Source organism: Mesobacillus maritimus (genome assembly GCF_019749255.1).
Taxonomy (GTDB): Bacteria; Bacillota; Bacilli; order Bacillales; family Cytobacillaceae; genus Mesobacillus_B; species Mesobacillus_B maritimus_A.
Genome location: NZ_JACWFH010000012.1, coordinates 121,472 through 140,650, shown reverse-complemented (window position 1 = coordinate 140,650; position 19,179 = coordinate 121,472). Strand labels below are relative to the sequence as shown.

At 33.7% G+C, this 19,179-nt stretch carries 17 protein-coding genes and 1 pseudogene; 15 read left to right on the top strand and 3 right to left on the bottom strand.

Annotated elements, in window-relative coordinates; all coding sequences use genetic code 11:
- Positions 1-103: 103 nt before the first annotated feature.
- The 15 genes from H0185_RS11055 (at position 104) to H0185_RS10990 (ending at position 15,850) form a co-directional block, all read left to right on the top strand.
- Complete coding sequence (locus H0185_RS11055; RefSeq protein ID WP_221873548.1) at positions 104-1,135, top strand: EpsG family protein; 1,032 nt, start codon at positions 104-106, stop codon at positions 1,133-1,135.
- Between the two features lie 134 nt (positions 1,136-1,269).
- Positions 1,270-2,355, top strand: coding sequence for a glycosyltransferase family 1 protein (locus tag H0185_RS11050; RefSeq protein WP_343223137.1), 1,086 nt, complete (start codon positions 1,270-1,272; stop codon positions 2,353-2,355).
- A gap of 4 nt (positions 2,356-2,359) precedes the next feature.
- Positions 2,360-3,337 (top strand): glycosyltransferase family 8 protein, encoded by a 978-nt coding sequence (locus H0185_RS11045; RefSeq protein ID WP_221873547.1) that lies wholly within the window; start codon positions 2,360-2,362, stop codon positions 3,335-3,337.
- Positions 3,338-3,410: 73 nt separating this feature from the next.
- Positions 3,411-4,343 carry a WaaS/CpsH family glycosyltransferase gene (locus H0185_RS11040; protein ID WP_221873546.1) on the top strand — a complete coding sequence of 311 codons (933 nt, stop codon included), beginning with the start codon at positions 3,411-3,413 and terminating at the stop codon, positions 4,341-4,343.
- 82 nt (positions 4,344-4,425) lie between these two features.
- A complete protein-coding gene (locus tag H0185_RS11035) occupies positions 4,426-5,847 on the top strand; it encodes an MATE family efflux transporter (RefSeq protein ID WP_221873545.1) in 1,422 nt (473 codons plus the stop codon).
- Between the two features lie 116 nt (positions 5,848-5,963).
- The gene (rfbA, locus tag H0185_RS11030; RefSeq protein ID WP_221873544.1) at positions 5,964-6,842 is read left to right on the top strand and encodes a glucose-1-phosphate thymidylyltransferase RfbA; all 879 of its coding nucleotides are present in this window, start codon (positions 5,964-5,966) and stop codon (positions 6,840-6,842) included.
- Positions 6,843-6,865: 23 nt separating this feature from the next.
- Entirely contained in the window at positions 6,866-7,432 is a 567-nt protein-coding gene (gene rfbC, locus H0185_RS11025) for a dTDP-4-dehydrorhamnose 3,5-epimerase (protein WP_221873543.1), read from the top strand.
- Entirely contained in the window at positions 7,429-8,283 is an 855-nt protein-coding gene (gene rfbD / locus H0185_RS11020; protein WP_221873542.1) for a dTDP-4-dehydrorhamnose reductase, read from the top strand. The genes rfbC and rfbD overlap by 4 nt, the downstream gene beginning before the upstream one ends.
- Positions 8,284-9,309 (top strand): dTDP-glucose 4,6-dehydratase, encoded by a 1,026-nt coding sequence (gene rfbB, locus H0185_RS11015; RefSeq protein WP_221873541.1) that lies wholly within the window; start codon positions 8,284-8,286, stop codon positions 9,307-9,309. It begins immediately after the preceding gene.
- A gap of 205 nt (positions 9,310-9,514) precedes the next feature.
- Positions 9,515-10,906 (top strand): UDP-glucose dehydrogenase family protein, encoded by a 1,392-nt coding sequence (locus H0185_RS11010; RefSeq protein WP_221873540.1) that lies wholly within the window; start codon positions 9,515-9,517, stop codon positions 10,904-10,906.
- The gene (locus H0185_RS11005) at positions 10,875-11,912 is read left to right on the top strand and encodes a GDP-mannose 4,6-dehydratase (protein WP_246629137.1); all 1,038 of its coding nucleotides are present in this window, start codon (positions 10,875-10,877) and stop codon (positions 11,910-11,912) included. Before H0185_RS11010 ends, H0185_RS11005 begins: the two co-directional genes overlap by 32 nt.
- A 1,153-nt stretch (positions 11,913-13,065) precedes the next feature.
- Complete coding sequence (locus H0185_RS11000) at positions 13,066-13,629, top strand: hypothetical protein (protein ID WP_221873539.1); 564 nt, start codon at positions 13,066-13,068, stop codon at positions 13,627-13,629.
- 502 nt (positions 13,630-14,131) lie between these two features.
- Positions 14,132-14,233: a putative holin-like toxin gene (locus tag H0185_RS24470; protein WP_343223136.1), complete on the top strand. Its 102-nt coding sequence runs from the start codon at positions 14,132-14,134 to the stop codon at positions 14,231-14,233.
- 339 nt (positions 14,234-14,572) lie between these two features.
- The gene (locus H0185_RS10995; protein WP_221873538.1) at positions 14,573-15,136 is read left to right on the top strand and encodes a DUF7713 domain-containing protein; all 564 of its coding nucleotides are present in this window, start codon (positions 14,573-14,575) and stop codon (positions 15,134-15,136) included.
- Between the two features lie 156 nt (positions 15,137-15,292).
- Entirely contained in the window at positions 15,293-15,850 is a 558-nt protein-coding gene (locus H0185_RS10990) for a transposase (protein ID WP_221873537.1), read from the top strand.
- Between the two features lie 1,076 nt (positions 15,851-16,926).
- Here H0185_RS10990 and H0185_RS10985 read toward each other — a convergent pair.
- The 3 genes and pseudogenes from H0185_RS10985 to H0185_RS10975 form a co-directional block, all read right to left on the bottom strand.
- A complete protein-coding gene (locus H0185_RS10985; protein WP_221873536.1) occupies positions 16,927-17,991 on the bottom strand; it encodes a DUF6236 family protein in 1,065 nt (354 codons plus the stop codon).
- 607 nt (positions 17,992-18,598) lie between these two features.
- Positions 18,599-18,922, bottom strand: coding sequence for a MerR family transcriptional regulator (locus H0185_RS10980; protein ID WP_221873535.1), 324 nt, complete (start codon positions 18,920-18,922; stop codon positions 18,599-18,601).
- 81 nt (positions 18,923-19,003) lie between these two features.
- A pseudogene (locus tag H0185_RS10975) lies at positions 19,004-19,123 on the bottom strand (ATP-binding protein); the annotation flags it as partial.
- Positions 19,124-19,179: the final 56 nt, after the last annotated feature.

Here is a 19,179-nt window from a genome sequence, read left to right as displayed (position 1 = left end):
ATTATAAGGGTTAAGATTATTTATTGGGGAAACATAGACGTTATATTATCATGGAATCAGATCTAAAATGATTAATTTTGTAAAAATTAAAGGTAGGAAAATTATGTTAATTTATTGGCTAAATTTACTGTTTTTACTGATTTGGTCCTTACTAGCAATACTAAGTAATAAGTTGTCGAGAGTTTTTTACTCTTTGATATTTTTACAGTTACTTTTATTATTAGTATTGAGATCAAACACCGTTGGTTCTGATACAAATGCTTATCTTGCTTTATTTGAAAAAGGTAAATCATTCCCTTTTTGGGACTTTGAATACAGTAGATCGGAAGTAGGATACTTATTTCTAAATAAATTACTATCTTTTGTGGAAAGTGGACAATTAGTTTTAATGGTGTTCGCAACAATTCCAATGTTGATTTTCTTTAGGTCCATTTTAAAGGAATCAAAGATCCCTTGGTTAAGTTTATATTTATTTATAACTATAGGTTTGTATGCTTTGGTATTTAATATACTTAGACAAGTTATTGCGATGGCAATGATTTTTGTTTCATTTAAATATTTAGTTAAAAATGACTTTAAGAGATTTTTTGTTTTGGTGGCAATTGCCTCATTGTTTCATGCTTCAGCATTAATATTTTTACTAACATATTTCTTTAGGAATATGAAATTGACGTTTAGAAATACGGTTATTTATGTTTTTTTAGCTATGGGTTTATATGTTTTCTCTCAACCAATTTTAGTGTTTTTAATAAATCGGTTTAGTACAGTGCAGTATGAACTTAATTCTGGAGGCGATTTACCCTTACTCCTTGTAATGTTGCTTACGCTAGTAGCAGGTTTGGTTTTTAGTAAATCTGTAATAAAAAGCAATCCAAGGGCAATTGTACTATATAATATTTTATATTTGGGAATATTATTTCAGATACTGGCTCTGGAATTTACAACATTTAGCAGAGTCACAACCTATTTTATGATGTTTATGGTAATCTTTATTCCGGAAGTTATTTCATCAATTAAAGATAGACAGTTGAAAATTGTAGGTTTTATTCTTGTAATAATATTAACCGGAATACAGTATTATATTACTCTTATTGTTGACCCTAATGGAATTGTACCCTATAGCTTTTTTAGGTAGATCATATATAGAGGTTTTTAGCTCATGTCGAAAATATTATTTTTAAAAATAGTATATAGGTATGGAAAAAATATTACTAGGGAAATGAAAAAAAATTCGAAAGGAAGTTGAAGATTTCTATGAGAGTGCTCCACGTGTTAGGAGGATTGGATAGAGGCGGTGCTGAAACAATGATTATGAACTTGTACCGTAATATTGACCGAGAAAACTTACAATTTGACTTCATTATTCATACCGACAAGAAATGTGACTATGAAGATGAAATAACCTCTTTGGGTGGGAACGTATATACTATTCCTAGGTATAAAGGTAAGAATCATTTACAATATATAAAAGCTTGGCATAACTTCTTTAGACAAAATACTCAATATAAAATTGTCCATGGGCATATGAGAAGTACAGCATATTTATATTTAAGCATCGCAAAAAAGTATGGGCTTAAAACTATCGCTCATAGTCACAACACTTCCTCTGGAAAAGGCTTCCCTTCATTAGTTAAGAGTATTTTACAGTACCCAATTAGGTATAATGCTGATTATTTATTAGCTTGTTCGAAATATGCAGGGTTATGGTTGTTTGGCAAAAAAGCTTGCGAAATGGGTAATTTTTATGTGCTAAACAATGCGATAGATACTAAAAAATTCAATTATAATGAAAAAGTACGAGAATATAAGCGGGAAGAGCTAGGAATTAAAGATAAATTTGTAATTGGGCATATTGGAAGATTTCATGAACAAAAAAATCATGAGTATCTAATTGATATTTTCTCATCAGTATATAAAAAAAATAAAGATGCGGTGTTAATTTTAGTTGGAGATGGGCCAAAAAAGAACGCAATAATGAAAAAGGTGGATATGTTAGGATTAACGGAAAATGTATTATTTACAGGGGTAAGAACGGATATTCCCGAATTATTTCAAACCATGGATATTTTTGTATTCCCATCATTATATGAAGGGTTACCTGTAACTCTAATTGAGGCCCAAGCAAGTGGTTTACAATGTATTATAGCTGATAATATTACTAAAGAGGTTAATATAACAGGCGCTATAAACTATATTTCTATAACAAAACCATCATCTTTTTGGGCAGAAGAGATTATTAATAGAAGTAGATATACAAGACAAAGTACATCAACAACCATTTCTGAAGCGGGGTATGATGTTAAACTTAATGCTAAATGGTTACAGAACTTTTATCAAGAGATACAAGGAGAATGAAGGAATGAGATTAAATATAGCATATTCCACGGATGAAAATTACGTAAGACATTTAGGGGTTTCAATGATCTCTCTTTTTGAAAATAATGTTGAATTTAGTGAAATATTTGTATATATAATTGAAAATGATATTAGCAACAAAAGTAAAAGAACTTTGGAGGAAATATCGGAGAGATATAATAGAAATCTAAAGTTTATATCCTTTAAAGGACTAGCTCAAAATTTAACTGTTGATGACTCTTTCTCTAAAATGTCGTATGGAAGACTTTTTTTAGGACAAATAAATGATATTGATAAAATTATTTATTTAGATTGTGATTCAATTGTGGCAGGTTCATTTTACGATTTATGGATGAAAGACATTTCAGATTATTATATTGCAGCTGTACAGGATACGGTAAATAGTTTTTATATAAAAAGTATTGGATTATCTAACTCTAATAGATATATTAATGCTGGCTTTTTATTAGTGAACTTAAAAAGGTGGAGGATGGATAATTTAGAAGACAGTTTTATAAATTTTATAAATGAATATAACGGGAGTGTTCCACATCATGACCAAGGCACATTAAATGCAATTTGTAAGGACAGAGTATTAATTTTAGAACCAAAATACAATTTGCAGTGCCCAATGTTTCACTTTAGCGCAAAACAGATAAAAAAATTAGATAATCTAAGGTTTTATTATACTCAGGAACAATTAAATGATGCTATAAGTGAACCAGTTTTTATACACTTTACTAATGGTTATTTTAATAGGCCTTGGAATAGAGGTTGTACACACCCGATGGCTCATATATACCTAGGATATCTTGATAAGTCACCTTGGAAAAACTCACTTCTTGAAGGTAAATTAAATAGAAATGCCAAAATTATGAAGTTTATTTATGAAAACTCTCCATTCTCAATTTATAGAATGGCCTCTAAATTAATAACATATAGAAAAGCAAGAAAGCTTCAAAAGCAATTTCAAACTAATTAGCAAGTTATAATATTCTTAGCATGTGGCAGACGGTAACTTGTAATAATATAGTTGAATGGGGGAGTACTGATAATTGAATAAAAATTGTGATGATTATAAACAAAAAACATTATTTCTATGGAATGATAAATCATTTATTCTATCAAGAGAGGCAATGAACAGAAATATTAACGTTGATGTAGTATATAAATTAAACACGAAGTTATTTGATTATATAAGAAATAGGTATGAAAGATTTAACCTACCGCTTTTGTCCCTTTTATATAATGGCTGGAAGAAGGATCTAGATAAATATACAACTATTATTGTTCATGATTTTATCTCCCCAAATGTCTTAAAATATATTAATAGACAGAATCCTAATATTAGGGTTATTGTTTGGTACTGGAATACAGTTAATAGGAGCATTAATATAAAGGAATATTTAAAATATAATTGTGAAATATGGTCTTTCGATGAAGATGACTGTAAAAAATATGGTTTATTCTATAACACACAATATTATTCAAAAAGTATTTATTTGAATAATAAAAAAATAGATACTGACATATTCTTCGTTGGTAAAGATAAAGGAAGATTAAAGTATATACTAGAATTGGAAAAAAAGGTTAATAAGATTGGGTTGAAAACAAACTTTCATATTACCAAAAGTGGACGTTCTTCGAATTCGAAAGATATAAACTATAAATATAAGGGTAAAATATCCTATGAGGAAATATTAGATTACATTGCGAAAAGTAAATGTATACTAGATATTGTATCTAAGGACCAATCGGGCCTGACATTACGACCTTTGGAGGCGTTATTTTTCTCAAAAAAACTCATTACCAATGACAAAAGTATATCTAAAAGGGATTTCTATCATAATGATAATATTTTTATTTTAGGAGTTGACAATCTTTCAGAACTCCCACGTTTTCTTGAAAAAGAGTATCATAAAATAGATGAAAGTATTTTATTAAAATACGATATTGATGTTTGGTTTAGTAGATTCTTTAAAATATAATTATTTACATTTATTTTGAAACTCGTGCTTAAAGAGGTTTAAGAAACTTATAATTCGGATTTTTTTATTAGAGGGGCTAGCATTGAATAATAAGGCTATTACTTTCATGAAAAACTTTTCATATACTCTCTCGTCAAATTTAATATCGATGATTATATCAACAATTGTAATTTTAGTCGTACCAAAGTTGATAGGGGTAGAGGAATATGGTTTTTGGCAAATATATTTATTTTATTCTGCTTATATTGGTTTTATGCATTTTGGTTGGAACGATGGCATTTACCTTAGGTATGGGGGAAAAGATTATAGTGATTTAAATAAGGATTTGTTTTTTTCCCAGTTTTGGATGTTATTTATTTTCCAGTTATTAATAGGTAGTGTTATAATTGGGGGTTCATATACCTTTAATATATCCGATAATAATATGCGATTTATTCTCCTGATGACTGTAATTTGCATGTTGATTGTAAATGTAAGACTAATGTTAATTTATATCTTACAGTGTACTAATAGAATCAAAGAATATGCACAAATAGTAATGATGGAAAAATTCCTGTATTGTTTCCTAATTGTACTTTTTTTATTAGTTGGTACCAGGGAATATAAAATTTTAATTATTGCAGATATTGCCGGAAAATTAATAACATTATTATACTCAGTATATTGCTGTAAGGATATAGTGTTTAAAAAGATATCAAATTTCTATTTTAATTATAGAGAAACTGCAAGAAATGTTAGTGTGGGACTCAAACTTATGCTTGCTAATATTGCCAGCATGCTTATTATAGGTATAGTTCGTTTTGGAATTGAACGGACATGGGATGTTTCAACTTTTGGCAAAGTATCATTAACTCTGAGTATTTCTAATCTTATGATGGTATTTGTGAACGCAATAGGTATTATAATGTTTCCGGTTTTAAGACGAACTAGTGAAGATAAACTTCCCAATGTATATATAACGATGAGAACATTGTTGATGGTCTTTTTGTTTGGTTTACTTATTTCGTACTATCCGTTGAAGGCTTTTTTATTAGCATGGTTACCGCAATATGCTGATAGTCTGCTTTATATGGCACTTCTTTTTCCTATGTGTGTATATGAAGGTAAGATGGCATTATTAATTAATACCTATATGAAAACTTTGCGCAAAGAGAGGTTGATGCTTCTTATTAATTTGGTATCTGTGTTGCTGAGTATCATACTTACTCTCTTGTTAGTTATTGTTTTTAAAAACCTATTATTATCTGTTGTATCAATTGTTGTACTATTAGCCTTTCGTAGTGCTTTAGCAGAGGTGTTTTTATCTAGGATAATTAACGTAACAGTATATAAAGACATTTTATTAGAATTTTTTATGTCTTTAATATTTATACTAATAGGTTGGTTTATGTATTCTTGGTTTGGAGCTGCTCTCTATTTACTTGCTCTCAGTTTTTATATATTTATAAAGAAAAAGGATATTAAAGAAATGTTTAAGAACATTAAACAATTAGTTATAGGTTAGATATATGTATATATTGGCCTTAAACTTTAAGTTATTGGAATTTGTAATTATTATTACCTTAATAACAAGAAGATTTTTAACATGTAGATAAACATATAGAAAGGGGCAATCAATAGATGAAAGGAATTATTCTAGCAGGAGGTAGTGGTACTAGGCTGTATCCTTTAACGATGGTCACTAGTAAACAATTACTCCCTGTTTATGATAAACCAATGGTTTTTTATCCGCTTTCAACTTTAATGCTTGCAGGAATAAAGGATATCTTAATTATTTCTACCCCAGAAGATACTCCGCGCTTTGAGGCACTATTGGGTAACGGTTCACAATTTGGGTTAAATCTAGAATACAAAGTTCAACCAAGCCCTGATGGATTAGCTCAGGCTTTTTTAATTGGTGAAGAGTTTATTGGAAATGAATCAGTTGCCATGATCTTAGGAGATAATATTTATTATGGTAATGGTATGAGGAAAATACTCCGTCGTGCTGCAGATAAGGTAAGTGGTGCGACTGTCTTTGGATATCATGTACAAGATCCACAACGGTTTGGAGTGGTAGAGTTTAATGAGAATGGTAAAGTAACTAGTGTTGAAGAAAAACCAGAAAAACCAAAGTCTAATTATGCTATTACTGGATTATATTTTTATGACAATCATGTAGTTGATATAGCTAAAAATGTCAAACCCTCTGTCCGAGGTGAACTAGAAATAACCTCAATAAATGAGGCTTATTTAAAAACAGGAGAATTAGAAGTGGAGTTATTAGGTAGAGGTTTTACGTGGTTAGATACTGGTACACATCAAAGTTTAGTTGAAGCAACAAATTTTGTTAAGACAGTTGAGGAACATCAAGGCATTAAGATTGCTGCCCCTGAGGAAATTGCTTTTATAAATGGTTGGATTACTAAGGAGCAATTATGGGAAAGTGGTGAAAAACTTGGTAAAACTGGTTATGGCCAATATTTAATGAAAGTTGCAAATGGTGAAATACAATATTAGTAAATGTAGAGGTGATTTGAAGGGTGAAATTTATTAAAACCCATTTGGATGGGGTTGTCGTTGTAGAACCAAAGGTTTTTGGGGATTATCGTGGTTGGTTTATGGAAACGCATAATGAGTCGAATTTTTTAAAAGCAGGAATAGATGTAAATTTTGTTCAGGATAATCAATCTTTTTCCGCGGCTAAAGGAACTCTAAGAGGATTGCATTATCAATTAAACCCGAGAGCACAGACTAAGTTAGTACGTTGTACTAAGGGAGCAATTTATGATGTTGCAATTGATATTAGAAAGGCTAGTTCAACATTTGGAAAGTGGTTTGGATTAGAATTAACTGCAGAAAATAAAAAACAATTATTAATTCCAAAAGGATTTGCACATGGATTTATGACTTTAACTGAAGATGTAGAAGTTCAATATAAAGTAGACGAGCTTTATGCACCTGAATGTGACAGAGGTATCATTTGGAATGATCCTGAAATTGGAATTGAATGGCCAATAAATATAAAGCCAATATTATCAGAAAAAGATGAAAAGGCGCCCCTACTAAAAGATGCTGAAAATAATTTCTTTTACGGGGAAGTGTTATGAAAGTTTTAGTAACAGGATACACAGGCCAACTTGGTTATGATGTTGTTCACCAAGGACTGCAACTAGGTTTAATTATGGTAGGAATAGGATCAAAGGATTTAGATATAACGAATAAAGAGGCAGTGTTTCAGTATGTTAAAAAAGAGAAACCAGATGCGATTATCCATTGCGCAGCATATACAGCTGTTGATAAGGCAGAAGAAAATAAGATTACATGCCAACGTGTCAATGTTAATGGTACAAGTAATTTAGCTGAAGTAGCTAGAGAAATAAATTCTAAATTTATGTATATTAGTACAGATTATGTATTTAATGGAGAAGGACAAACGCCATTTCAGGAAACTGATGAAACGAGTCCAATAGGATACTATGGGAGAACGAAGTTAGAAGGTGAAGATGCAGTAAAACAACTATTGGATAAATGGTTTATTATCCGTATATCTTGGGTTTTTGGAATCAATGGTAACAACTTTGTTAAAACAATGCTAAGGTTAGCAGAAACTAGGGATGAATTGAATGTTGTAGGTGATCAGTTTGGTTCACCTACATATACATCAGATTTAGCAAAATTACTAATTGATATGATTAAAACTGATAAATACGGAATCTACCATGCATCCAATGAAGGTTTTTGCAGTTGGGCAGATTTTGCTCAAGAGGTATTTAGACAAGCAAAAATTAAAGTGAAAGTGAATTCTATTTCAACAGAGGAATACCCTACACGAGCTGTGCGGCCAAAGAATTCACGAATGTCAAAACAAAAACTTGTTGAAAATGGCTTTAACTCATTACCTGAATGGCAAAATGCAGTAGAGCGATACCTGAAACAATTAACACAAGAGGTGAAATAGATGTCAAAGAAGAAAGTACTTGTAACGGGTGGCGCAGGATTTATTGGTGGAAATTTTGTCCAATATATGGTTTCGAAATATCCTGATTATGATATATATAATTTGGATTTATTAACATATGCTGGGGATTTAACCAAACATCGTGATAATGAAACAATGGAAAACTATCATTTTATTAAAGCAGATATTGCAAATCGTGATACAATAATACCTCTTTTTGAAAAAGTGAAGTTCGATTATGTAGTTCACTTTGCAGCAGAAAGCCACGTTGATCGTTCTATTACAGACCCGGGAGTATTCGTTCAAACTAATGTACTTGGAACTCAAGTGTTGTTAGACGCTTCAAAGCATGTAGGAGTTACAAAATTTGTCCATGTATCAACCGATGAAGTTTATGGTGAACTAGACTTTGACCCGACGACATTTTTTACTGAAGAAACTCCGCTACAACCCAACAGTCCATATAGTGCAAGTAAAGCAGCTTCTGATCTATTAGTCCGTGCTTATCATGAAACCTATAACTTGCCAATCAATATAACACGCTGCTCAAATAACTATGGTCCTTATCACTTTCCTGAAAAATTAATTCCATTAACGATATCACGTGTACTAAATGATGAAAAGGTTCCAGTATATGGTGATGGAAAGAACATTCGTGATTGGTTACATGTTATTGATCATTGTTCTGCAATTGATCTTGTACTACATGAGGGTTTGAACGGTGAGGTTTATAATGTTGGTGGACATAATGAACGGACAAATTTAGAGGTAGTAAAGACAATTATTAGTACATTAGGGAAGTCAGAGGATTTAATAGAGTTTGTAAAGGACCGTCTTGGGCATGATAAACGCTATGCTATAGACCCAGCTAAATTAGAACAATTAGGTTGGAAACCAACTTATACCTTTGAAACAGGAATAGCTCAAACAATTCAATGGTACCTTGATAACAAAGAATGGTGGGAGCAAATTATTAGCGGTGATTATCAAAATTATTTTGAAAACCAATATAAATTAAATAGGTAAGATATTATTATGAAGGATTCGGCTAACAAGACTTGTCGGGTCTTTTTTATTTGGAAATAAAATGGTACTACAATTTCAAAAGAAGTATTGTAAAATGATTATATTGGGCATTTAATTGTTTGAATAAAATTTGCTATTTTTGAATAGTAGAAAATAAATGGTGAGAGTTTATATATTGTAATTTAATAAAAGGGAAGTCGATACTATGTACAAAATAGCAGTAGCAGGAACAGGCTATGTAGGCTTAGTAGCAGGTGTATGTTTTGCTGAAAAAGGCCATCAAGTAACATGTGTTGATATTGATAGAAATAAAGTAAATGTAATGAAGTCTGGTATCTCTCCAATCTATGAAGAAGGATTAGAAGAGTTAATGCAAAAGAATTATGCGGAGGGCAGACTAGATTATACAATTGATTATCAATCAGCATATAAAGACGCAGACGCAATTTTCATCGGTGTAGGGACTCCAGAACAACCAGATGGTTCTGCCAACCTTTCATATATTGCAACGGTTGCTAGACAAATTGCGGAGTCCGTAGAGAAGGACTGTCTAGTTGTTGTTAAATCTACTGTTCCGGTTGGCACGAATGATAAAGTAGAACAGTTTATTAATGACTTCTTAGTCAATGATGTAAGAGTGGAAGTAGCCTCAAACCCTGAATTCCTAGCGCAGGGTTCTGCGGTACATGATACCTTGTATGCAGAAAGAGTCATCATCGGAACGGAAAGTAAGTGGGCAGAAGAACTGTTAATGAATATCTATGAACCCTTCCATTTACCAATCGTTTCTGTTAATAGAAGATCAGCAGAAATGATTAAGTATGCTTCTAATGATTTTCTTGCTCTAAAAATATCTTATATGAATGATATCGCGAACTTATGCGAATTAGTAGGTGCAGATATACAGGATGTCGCAAGAGGGATGAGCTTTGATGAACGGATTGGAAGAAAATTTTTAAATGCGGGAATTGGATATGGTGGTTCTTGCTTCCCTAAGGATACCAAGGCACTTGAATATATTGCTAAACAGAATGGGTATGAGCTTAAAACGGTTACAGCTGCAATTAATGTGAACAACGAACAAAAGACTTTGTTATATAAGAAAGCTAGTAAGAGATTAATCACTTTTAATGGCCTTAAAGTTGCCGTACTGGGATTAACCTTTAAGCCTGGTACAGATGATTTAAGGGAAGCTGCTTCTTTAGAAAATGTACCTTTATTATTAGAACAAGGTGCAGACATTTATGCTTTTGATCCAGTTGGTGCTGAAAACTTTGCTAAAGTTTATCCAGAAGGAAAGAATGGAAAAGGAAGCATTACCTATGTATCTAGTCCAGAAGATGCGTTAAAAAATGCGAATGTATGCTTTATCTTTACTGAATGGGGCGAAGTAAAAGCAGTTACTCCAGAGACTTATAAGAAGTTAATGAGAACTTCCTTGGTTTTTGATGGACGAAATATTTATAAAGTTGATGAGATGGGTGAAGCTGGTGTTGAATATCACTCTGTTGGAAGAAAAGTAGCTATCCCTACAAGTAAAAAGGAAGCAAAGGAGTTTGGCCATATTGACACAGACCTACAACCAGTTGGATACTAATAAAACCTACTTCATTACTGGAGCAGCAGGGTTTATCGGATTCTATTTATCTAAGAAGTTGCTAGAGCAAGGATGCAAGGTTATAGGAATTGATAATTTAAATGATTACTATGATGTGAATCTTAAGTATAATCGTCTAGATCAGTTGAAGCCTTTGGATAACTTTACTTTTATTGAAGGGGATATTTCAAATAAAGAGGCTGTCACGAATGTATTTGAAAAGTATAAGCCTAATATTGTAGTCAATCTAGCTGCACAAGCAGGTGTACGCTATTCCATTGAAAACCCAGATGTTTATATTCAAAGCAATGTAATTGGCTTCTATAATATCCTTGAAGCTTGTAGACATTACCCAGTCGATCACCTTGTTTATGCTTCATCTAGTTCGGTATATGGAGCAAATAAAAAAGTACCATTTGAAGAGTCCGACTTTGTTGATACGCCTGTGTCTTTATATGCTTCAACAAAGAAGTCCAATGAGTTAATGGCTTATACTTATAGTCATCTTTATAAGTTTCCAGCGACTGGTCTTCGCTTCTTTACGGTCTATGGACCAATGGGAAGACCAGATATGGCTTATTTCGGATTTACGGATAAGTACTTTAATAGGGAATCGATTAAGATTTTTAATAACGGCGATTTTGAGAACGACTTATACCGTGACTTCACTTATATTGATGACATCGTAGAGGGAATTGAACGCCTTCTGAGCAACCCTCCTACAGGAGGAAAGACGGTACCTCATAAGGTTTTTAACATAGGAAATAACAATCCTGAGAAGTTGATGGTATTTATTGAGACATTAGAGAAAGCCTTAAGTAATTCTTTAGGAAGAGAAGTACAGTTTGAGAAGGTATTTGAGCCGATTAAACCTGGTGATGTACCGGCTACTTATGCTTCGACAGATCAATTGCAAAAGGCAGTTGGATTTAAACCTACGACTTCTATTGAGGAAGGATTGCAGCAGTTTGCGGATTGGTATGTGGAGTATTATAAGGTGAAGTAAATAGCTTGAGGTTATCAAGGGACAAAATCTAAATGTTTTTGTCTCTTGTTTTTTTATGTTTATACAAATATGGGAATAGTAGAATTTCAATTTATCATAAAGAGTATAGCCCTATTAGAAGAGAAGCACCAAATTCAGACAGATCTAAAGGTATGGTTTAGGTAATCAATGTAGAAGGTATAAGGTTTATTTATACCAGAAGGGAGAGTCTTAGTCATAAGTAATGAGGCGACTACAATTTTTATTGGGGATACTTGGTGAAGGTCCTCATGTCCCATAATAGAGTGAAATCAGGGAAGGTGATTGTGGGGGTATATTGCATTATGAATCTTATTAATGCCTTAGCGGAATATCAGCAATAGGAAGAATTCATAAAAGGATAAAGGTTACTGAAAAGAGACATTACCAGGTAAGGCTTTGTACTAAAAGAAGTTTATTAATAACTTTATCCAACCAAATAATGCAATCCATAATGGTATACTCAAAGAAGTTCCCCACAAAAAACCGACTAGGATATTCTCCTGTTCCTCCAAAAAACATCCCTCCTCAAGTCTGATGACAATACTTCACATAAACGATTAAGGCACATATATTCAGATTTGGTATTTGGTTAAGGGTCTAATATTCAGCTTATTCAAGTACATAAAAATTATTAGAAAGATATGAATGGATTACTCTAATCATACTAAACATTTATTGAGAATAAAGAAGATGCTTGTCATACGCAAAATATTTTTCTTCGACAAAGGTAGCATGAATCCTCACCATCCGAAAAATTTGTAGAAGTTTGTTATTTCAATCACTGCTGAAAGAATCCTTTATCGTCCGGGGTTCGTGTGTAATGGGGTTTACGGAAAAATTTTATAAAGACTATGCAACTGATATAATGCAACTAATAAATCTTGATTTATCATGTGTATCTATACTGGATTTAAAACATTAACAGGAAATATTCAAGTGTTTTTTAGAACGGTACTTCATTCAGGTGCCTGTCACCACCCGATTTTTGTCGAGATTTGTAGAATGATATGTTAGATTGTGGGTGCAATCCACTGTCACCACCCGAAAGAAAGTAAACTTAAATATTTTTATTTTTGAATAAAAGGTTCTAAAAGCACATATTAATAGTGCTACTTTTTAGGAGGATACTATAATGAAGGCCCTAACTGTAATAATTCCTTTATTCATTACTTTAGCTGGTGTATTTATTCCAATTAATGCACTTAATTTAAAAAGTAAATTAGGGAGAACATTTTTTATAGATGAACAGAAGATAAAGGTTAGGTACTTTAATACATTCCTATTTTCATTTATAATGGCTGTCCTAGTTGCCTATTTTTATCTTTTTTTTATTTTGAATAGGTTCAACAATATTCAAATAGAGAGCACTGAGATAGGAGCTGCATTAGGGTTGGGAACTGTAGTCTTTTTCATTTTTCTTCTAATAACCTCTCCGTTATTCACATGGATAAACAATTTTTTTATCAAGGATCAAATTTTATATAAAGTGGTGCCGTCTATTGAGATTGGACCGGTTTATATCCTTAGGATGCATGACAAAGATACTTGTATATGTTCTGAAAATCCTAACGCTGAGTTCTCACAACACGCAGAGTATGTACTTGTTTCGATGGAAGAGATACTAGGTAAAACGCTAATAGAAGTGTATATCCCTAAACCTCCACGTTCATTTTTATCTAGACTTTTTGACTTGTAAATATCTATGGTGCCTGTGCGTTGCGATCTTGAAAGTAACAGTTATAAATTCGGAAATTTGGGGTCAGACCCCCACTCAGCTAAAGTGGAAAGCGTTAATGTGTTAAAGTACTGGTTTTAAAAAAAGGAAACAGCTGGGGAAATGGTGACTGTTTCCTTAGTTTTTTGTTTCTGATTTTCATAGAGTTTTCTTTACATATTACGCGCTAAATTTCAGGATAAATATTTAGAAAAAATAATTATTCATGGATTTGGTGTTCGTCTTCTAGAATTCCCAAATCTAGGCATTCAAGAAAAAGCCTGGTTGCCAGGCGCTATCCAGAAGAATGGTAGTTTAATGGTTTTAGCGTTGGTCTTTTCCGGGCTAGATTTTTTGTCAAAATATGTTGGGATTAAGATTGTATTTTAATAGATTTTTGCATATGTAGGCGCTACAATCATAGTAGCAACTACATAAAGCGGATGGGCGGTTGACCATCTCCCGAATGAAGGGAGGTGGGAATATGACAACGTATGAAGCAATGTCTGTAGCATTTCAATCTAATTTAGTGTTAATTGGAATGATAACAGTGATCATAATGATTGTTGCAAATAGAAAAAAGTAACCGCCCTAAGCCCGACCAAAGGATAAAGGGTTGTTACTTTTTTCAATACACTTTTTAGTTTTTCTAGGTCAGCCGCTCTTCCTGCGGCATGTAGTTGTGTTGACTGAGCATTACCGTGCTCGGTCAATTTCTATTTTATATACTTTCTGAGTTCATTATACACAAAAATATGGTCTAAATAAAGACTTGGGTTCCAGACCCCGCTCATGAATGAAATTGCTGTTTGTGGGTAGGCTTCTTTTTAAAAATTAGCAAGGAAAGCAAGACAGAATAAATGAAAACGATGTATTGAGCGGTCTGTAGCTATGATAAAATAGAAGAAAAAATGGAGGTGAATAGATGAACCGGTGTGAGCGTTGTGATTTGAATAAGGCGAAAGTTCGTTTCCAGATGGACGAGAAAAGCACGTATTTATGTATCCATTGTTATAATGAACTTATGGCAGAGGAGCTTGAAGTAGACCTAGAGCAGCTTATAGAAATCTTTTCTGTGAAGGATTATCAAGGCGTGAGTCGTACCTTTTATGTAGAAAGGCGGGTACATCCAAACGGGATTCTCTTGGAAGCCACGGAAAACGTAGAATTTGGCTATAAATTTGCTGTACATGGAGAATTGAACAGTAATCAGCAAGAAATGCTTTATAAATTAATAGAAAAAACAAGAAAAGGTACGGGAGAGCAACAGGTTGAAACAAAATTCTTCCCTAATGGACAAGCATACAATGACATTTTAAATGATCAAATCAAAGGTCTTATTGAGTATGACGAAACTTCTGATGGCACTCCAATTGTTATTATTGATGGAAAGCCATTTACATGGGAAGAAGTGGGGAAGATGCTTATGACGTACGAAGGTTTCCAGATGAAGCTAACCATTTATGATCCTACGGATGATGTGGAATGAGTAGTCGTGAGTCAGACCCCCGCTCGGTGTTTTTGTGGGAGTTTTCTGCTAATGAGCGGGTGTTTGTTTTAATAAAATTTTAGAAATAGGCAGGAGTAGGGCAGAATTTGTCGAATGGATTATAGTACAGATACCATAGAAAGGTGTGACATGGGATTGTCTAGAAAACACCGAATTTGGTACCCGGGTGCCAAATACCATATTACGAGCCGAGGAAATCGAAGGGCAGCAATTTTTTACGATGATTTTGATCATCAAGCTTATTTAGAAATATTGGAAGAAGTCCGCAACTACTTTCCATTTCAACTTCATTCTTATTGCCTCATGACAAACCACCTCCATCTTCAAATCGAAACCATCCATCACCATCCTAAAGAAATCATGAAGATGCTTAATTCTCAATATGCGATGCATTTTAATAAGCGTCATCACCTTGTTGGCCATGTGTTTCAAGGTCGGTATGGTGCTGAAATTATTGAAACAGCAGAATACTTTTTAGAAGTGAGTCGATATATTCATTTAAATCCTGTCGAAGCAAATATGGTCAAAAACCCTCATGATTACACATGGAGCAGTTATTCTGCTTATATCTCAAATGACTTAAATCCTCATATTACCACCAGTAAAATTCTATCTCATTTTCCTGAACCACAAAAAGAAAGTTACCGCAAATACGTTGAAGGGGCAGATGCTCCCTCAAAACATCATTCATGATCCGATTTTAAAATTTAATAGGGTTGGATGCTTTTATTATGACTGTTCAAGTTTCTAGCGTTGGTTTGAAAGGGCTTGAGGGCTATCTTGAGAAGGACCTGTGGACGGTTCTCAAGCCTCATCTTGGGGTCTAAATGAGGGAGAGAGATGTGTAGGGGGGACGGCTCTGTGCATCCTTTTAAGGCTCTGGTTCTGGATAACAAATCAAGGAGAAGTAAGAAAGAGCCGGGACAGTTACAGGTATTTTCCGATTTGGTATAATTTGCCTTGTTGTTTTCTAGGCAGGTGCCATGAAATTTGTAGAGATTTATATTAGTAGGGTGTTCTCTAGGTTTATATTAATCTTTGTCTTAGTTTGGGAACAGTGCCTTCTGTCACCACCCGAGTTTTGTCGAGATTTGTAGATGATATGTTGTTATATACCTGAGTCTTATTATAAGCTCAGGGTTGAATTATTAGAGGAGGGGTGCTTTTTGTTATTAGACAACGAGAAGCGCTCCTTTTTGTATTTCTTATTCTTTATCACGCGTCTTTTGTGGGGTGGGGACGCTAGCTGATTACAGCCACAAGAATGTACCATCTCTGCCATAGTTTGTACCATCAGTTGCAATGGAATTTACCACTTGCTGTCAACGCATTTAAAAATAGAAAAACCTTAGAGATATTGAATTGAAATAGCCTAACCATCCAATTTTACCGAGGAATTAGGCTTAGGGCTTTCCGCTTTATTTCTATACATAAATTTTCTGCTTTTTAAAAAGGACATGGAGACGGTTCTCAGGTCCCATTCCGGGGTCTAAATCAAGGGAGAGGGACGTGTAGGGGCATTGCTCTATGCATCTTTTAACCAAGTTTCGGTGGCTGTGCATCAATTTTGTTAAATTGCTGGGCTTACAGGTGTATCAAGTTATTTGAGCTAGAGTGATGCCTCAAAAGTGAGCGATTTCATTCTAAGTTACTTCCATATCTAGGGAAGTATTGGTAGTTTAGGGTAACTCACCCTTCAAGGCAAAGATACCCTAATCAACCGACTTATTGGACATCATACGGAAATGACCATTTAGATTTATCCCAAATTAGGAGTTGGAGACAATTCCTTGTTTGTTAGCATGATAGAGATATACAAAGGCATTATTTGAAAGTCTATCCATAAGGTTTTCTCTATTTTTTAAATATGCACCACCAATAACTATACTTCCTGTAAGACCAGCTCCAATTGTAGTTGTATCAATCGGTAGTTTAGTATCTAAAGGAGTTAGGAGGTCGGTTAACAAATTGGGTGTTTGTGTATTTACAAGCGAATAAAGGGAAGAAAATATAAATTTAATCTGTGATCCACGCAATGCTTTAGCTACTTCATTAGTTCCGAACTCAATCTTTTCTTTGTATGTAACAACCTTTTCTTTCACCTCATGAAAGGACTCTGATAGTCCAATTTCATTTTCAAATTCACTTATAATGGTTCGAAACTGTAATAATTCATCTCTATGCCTCTTTTTAAAGTCAACTATCTCTTCAAATGGGACATCTCCAACTGGTGTAGGTAAGATATTATTTAATTGGTTACTAAGAATTGGTGTACCTTTATGGTTTTCCGTGGAAGAACTTGATATTGTAGGGTATGTAAAATTATAATAGCCTGCTTGGTCGGTTCCAATAACAGTATGATTTTTATCTATCTTAGCTAAATATTTTGCTAAAAGTGACATATAAAGGTAACCAACTTGTTCCTCAACCGAGACCCATTCTTCCGAATTACCCTCAGATAGAACTCCTTCATTTTTTAATAACTGAATCATCTTGTAGGTAAGTTTATCCCTATAAATATGATAAGAACTTGAATGGTTAATCCAATTGTTTTTTTCTATCTTGATATTAGATAAATAATCTCTTAGCTTTGAGGTCAATTCAGTTTCAAACTCTTCTTTGAGTTTTTCTGTTTGGAGTAGCTTTCCAGGATTAAGCGGTCTGTATTCACCAACACTTAATAAATAATCAAGCTCCGGAGATAATGAATTATTACTATATTCAGGAGTTTCTGGAACAATGGAGCTGATGTCATCCCAATATAATAATGAATTTCTTAACCACTCACCATCTGGAATTTCAATTCTTGGAAAATAAAGAATCGTCCTTTTCAATGAGAACCACCTACCTAAATGAAATTTACATATGATACTTATCATCTTAACTTAAAAATCTATTTTTTATGTATGTTCTCAGTAAGTATAACACACCATTAAATGGCTATGAGTTCCAACTAGAGGGTTTTTTACCTTCTTTGACGGGCCTTTCCAGACCACTTCATAGGTGAGGACGTGGGGACGGTTCTTACGTCCCACTCACTGCCCTAATGCTACTTGGATATGGTGCCTGTCACGCCCCGGTTTTTCACCCCCCCGGTTTTTCTTGTTTCACAGGATGTTCCACAAGTGGATGATCGTTTGGGTTCTCGTGCCTGTGGGTTGCAATCTCGAAAGTAGACAGTTATAAATTCAGATTTACTCTTAGAAACCAGGTCTGATAAGGCTTGGTTCCTTTTTTTCTTCTCATCATTATGAAGTGTCTGAGGTTAGGGTGCCTAGTCCCCACCTGAATTTTGTCAAGAGGCTTAGGAGGGGTTATAAATCCTCCTGTAACCGTCAAGTAGTTTTGAACACTTTTTGCTAATTAATTTTGAACACTTTTGAGTTAAAAATCCCCCACCAAGCCAGCCTTAGGTAGGGAGGGGGAAACTGTTTTTCTAATTTAAAATGGTAATATCCCAAGCTGATCTACTAATTTTCCGTTTTCCTTTTTTAATTCACACACTTCTTGCCTTAGGTCGGCAATTTCCTCTAGTAATCTACTGATCTTTGTTATATCATCTATGCCCTGTTCATAAGCAGTTCCTTCCCACCTATATGCCTCTAAAAAGTTATAGACATCCTCCTCGCTTATGGTATACGTGCCTTTATATTCTTTACTATTAAGTTTACCTTCGCTTAACCATTCCTTTACCTTATTGATGTCGCACTTTATCCCATATGAATGCATGAGTTGGGCAGCCTCTTGTACTGTTAATATATTCATTGTTTGCTCTACCTCCGACTGTTAGTTGACGCTTTATATGCTACGATGCCAAGTACGATTGAACACCTTTTGCTATATCGTTTAAACAATATCATTTTCAAATATCGTGCTTCGATGTTTCATTCGATAACTGTCTTCATCAATATGAATAACTTCCACTCGATGGAGAAGTCTATCTAGAATCGCAGTAGTAATTCCCTTGGTTCGGGTGCCTGTCACCACCCGAGTTATGTCGAGATTTGTAGATTGATAATATA

What these genes read in the sequence shown, in the direction of transcription:
- H0185_RS10980 (WP_221873535.1), bottom strand. Translation starts at nt 18,922, where the DNA reads ATGAATATATTAACAGTACAAGAGGCTGCCCAACTCATGCATTCATAT.
- H0185_RS24470 (WP_343223136.1), top strand. Translation starts at nt 14,132, where the DNA reads ATGACAACGTATGAAGCAATGTCTGTAGCATTTCAATCTAATTTAGTG.
- H0185_RS11045 (WP_221873547.1), top strand. Translation starts at nt 2,360, where the DNA reads ATGAGATTAAATATAGCATATTCCACGGATGAAAATTACGTAAGACAT.
- H0185_RS11000 (WP_221873539.1), top strand. Translation starts at nt 13,066, where the DNA reads ATGAAGGCCCTAACTGTAATAATTCCTTTATTCATTACTTTAGCTGGT.
- rfbD (WP_221873542.1), top strand. Translation starts at nt 7,429, where the DNA reads ATGAAAGTTTTAGTAACAGGATACACAGGCCAACTTGGTTATGATGTT.
- H0185_RS10995 (WP_221873538.1), top strand. Translation starts at nt 14,573, where the DNA reads ATGAACCGGTGTGAGCGTTGTGATTTGAATAAGGCGAAAGTTCGTTTC.
- rfbB (WP_221873541.1), top strand. Translation starts at nt 8,284, where the DNA reads ATGTCAAAGAAGAAAGTACTTGTAACGGGTGGCGCAGGATTTATTGGT.
- H0185_RS11055 (WP_221873548.1), top strand. Translation starts at nt 104, where the DNA reads ATGTTAATTTATTGGCTAAATTTACTGTTTTTACTGATTTGGTCCTTA.
- rfbA (WP_221873544.1), top strand. Translation starts at nt 5,964, where the DNA reads ATGAAAGGAATTATTCTAGCAGGAGGTAGTGGTACTAGGCTGTATCCT.
- H0185_RS11010 (WP_221873540.1), top strand. Translation starts at nt 9,515, where the DNA reads ATGTACAAAATAGCAGTAGCAGGAACAGGCTATGTAGGCTTAGTAGCA.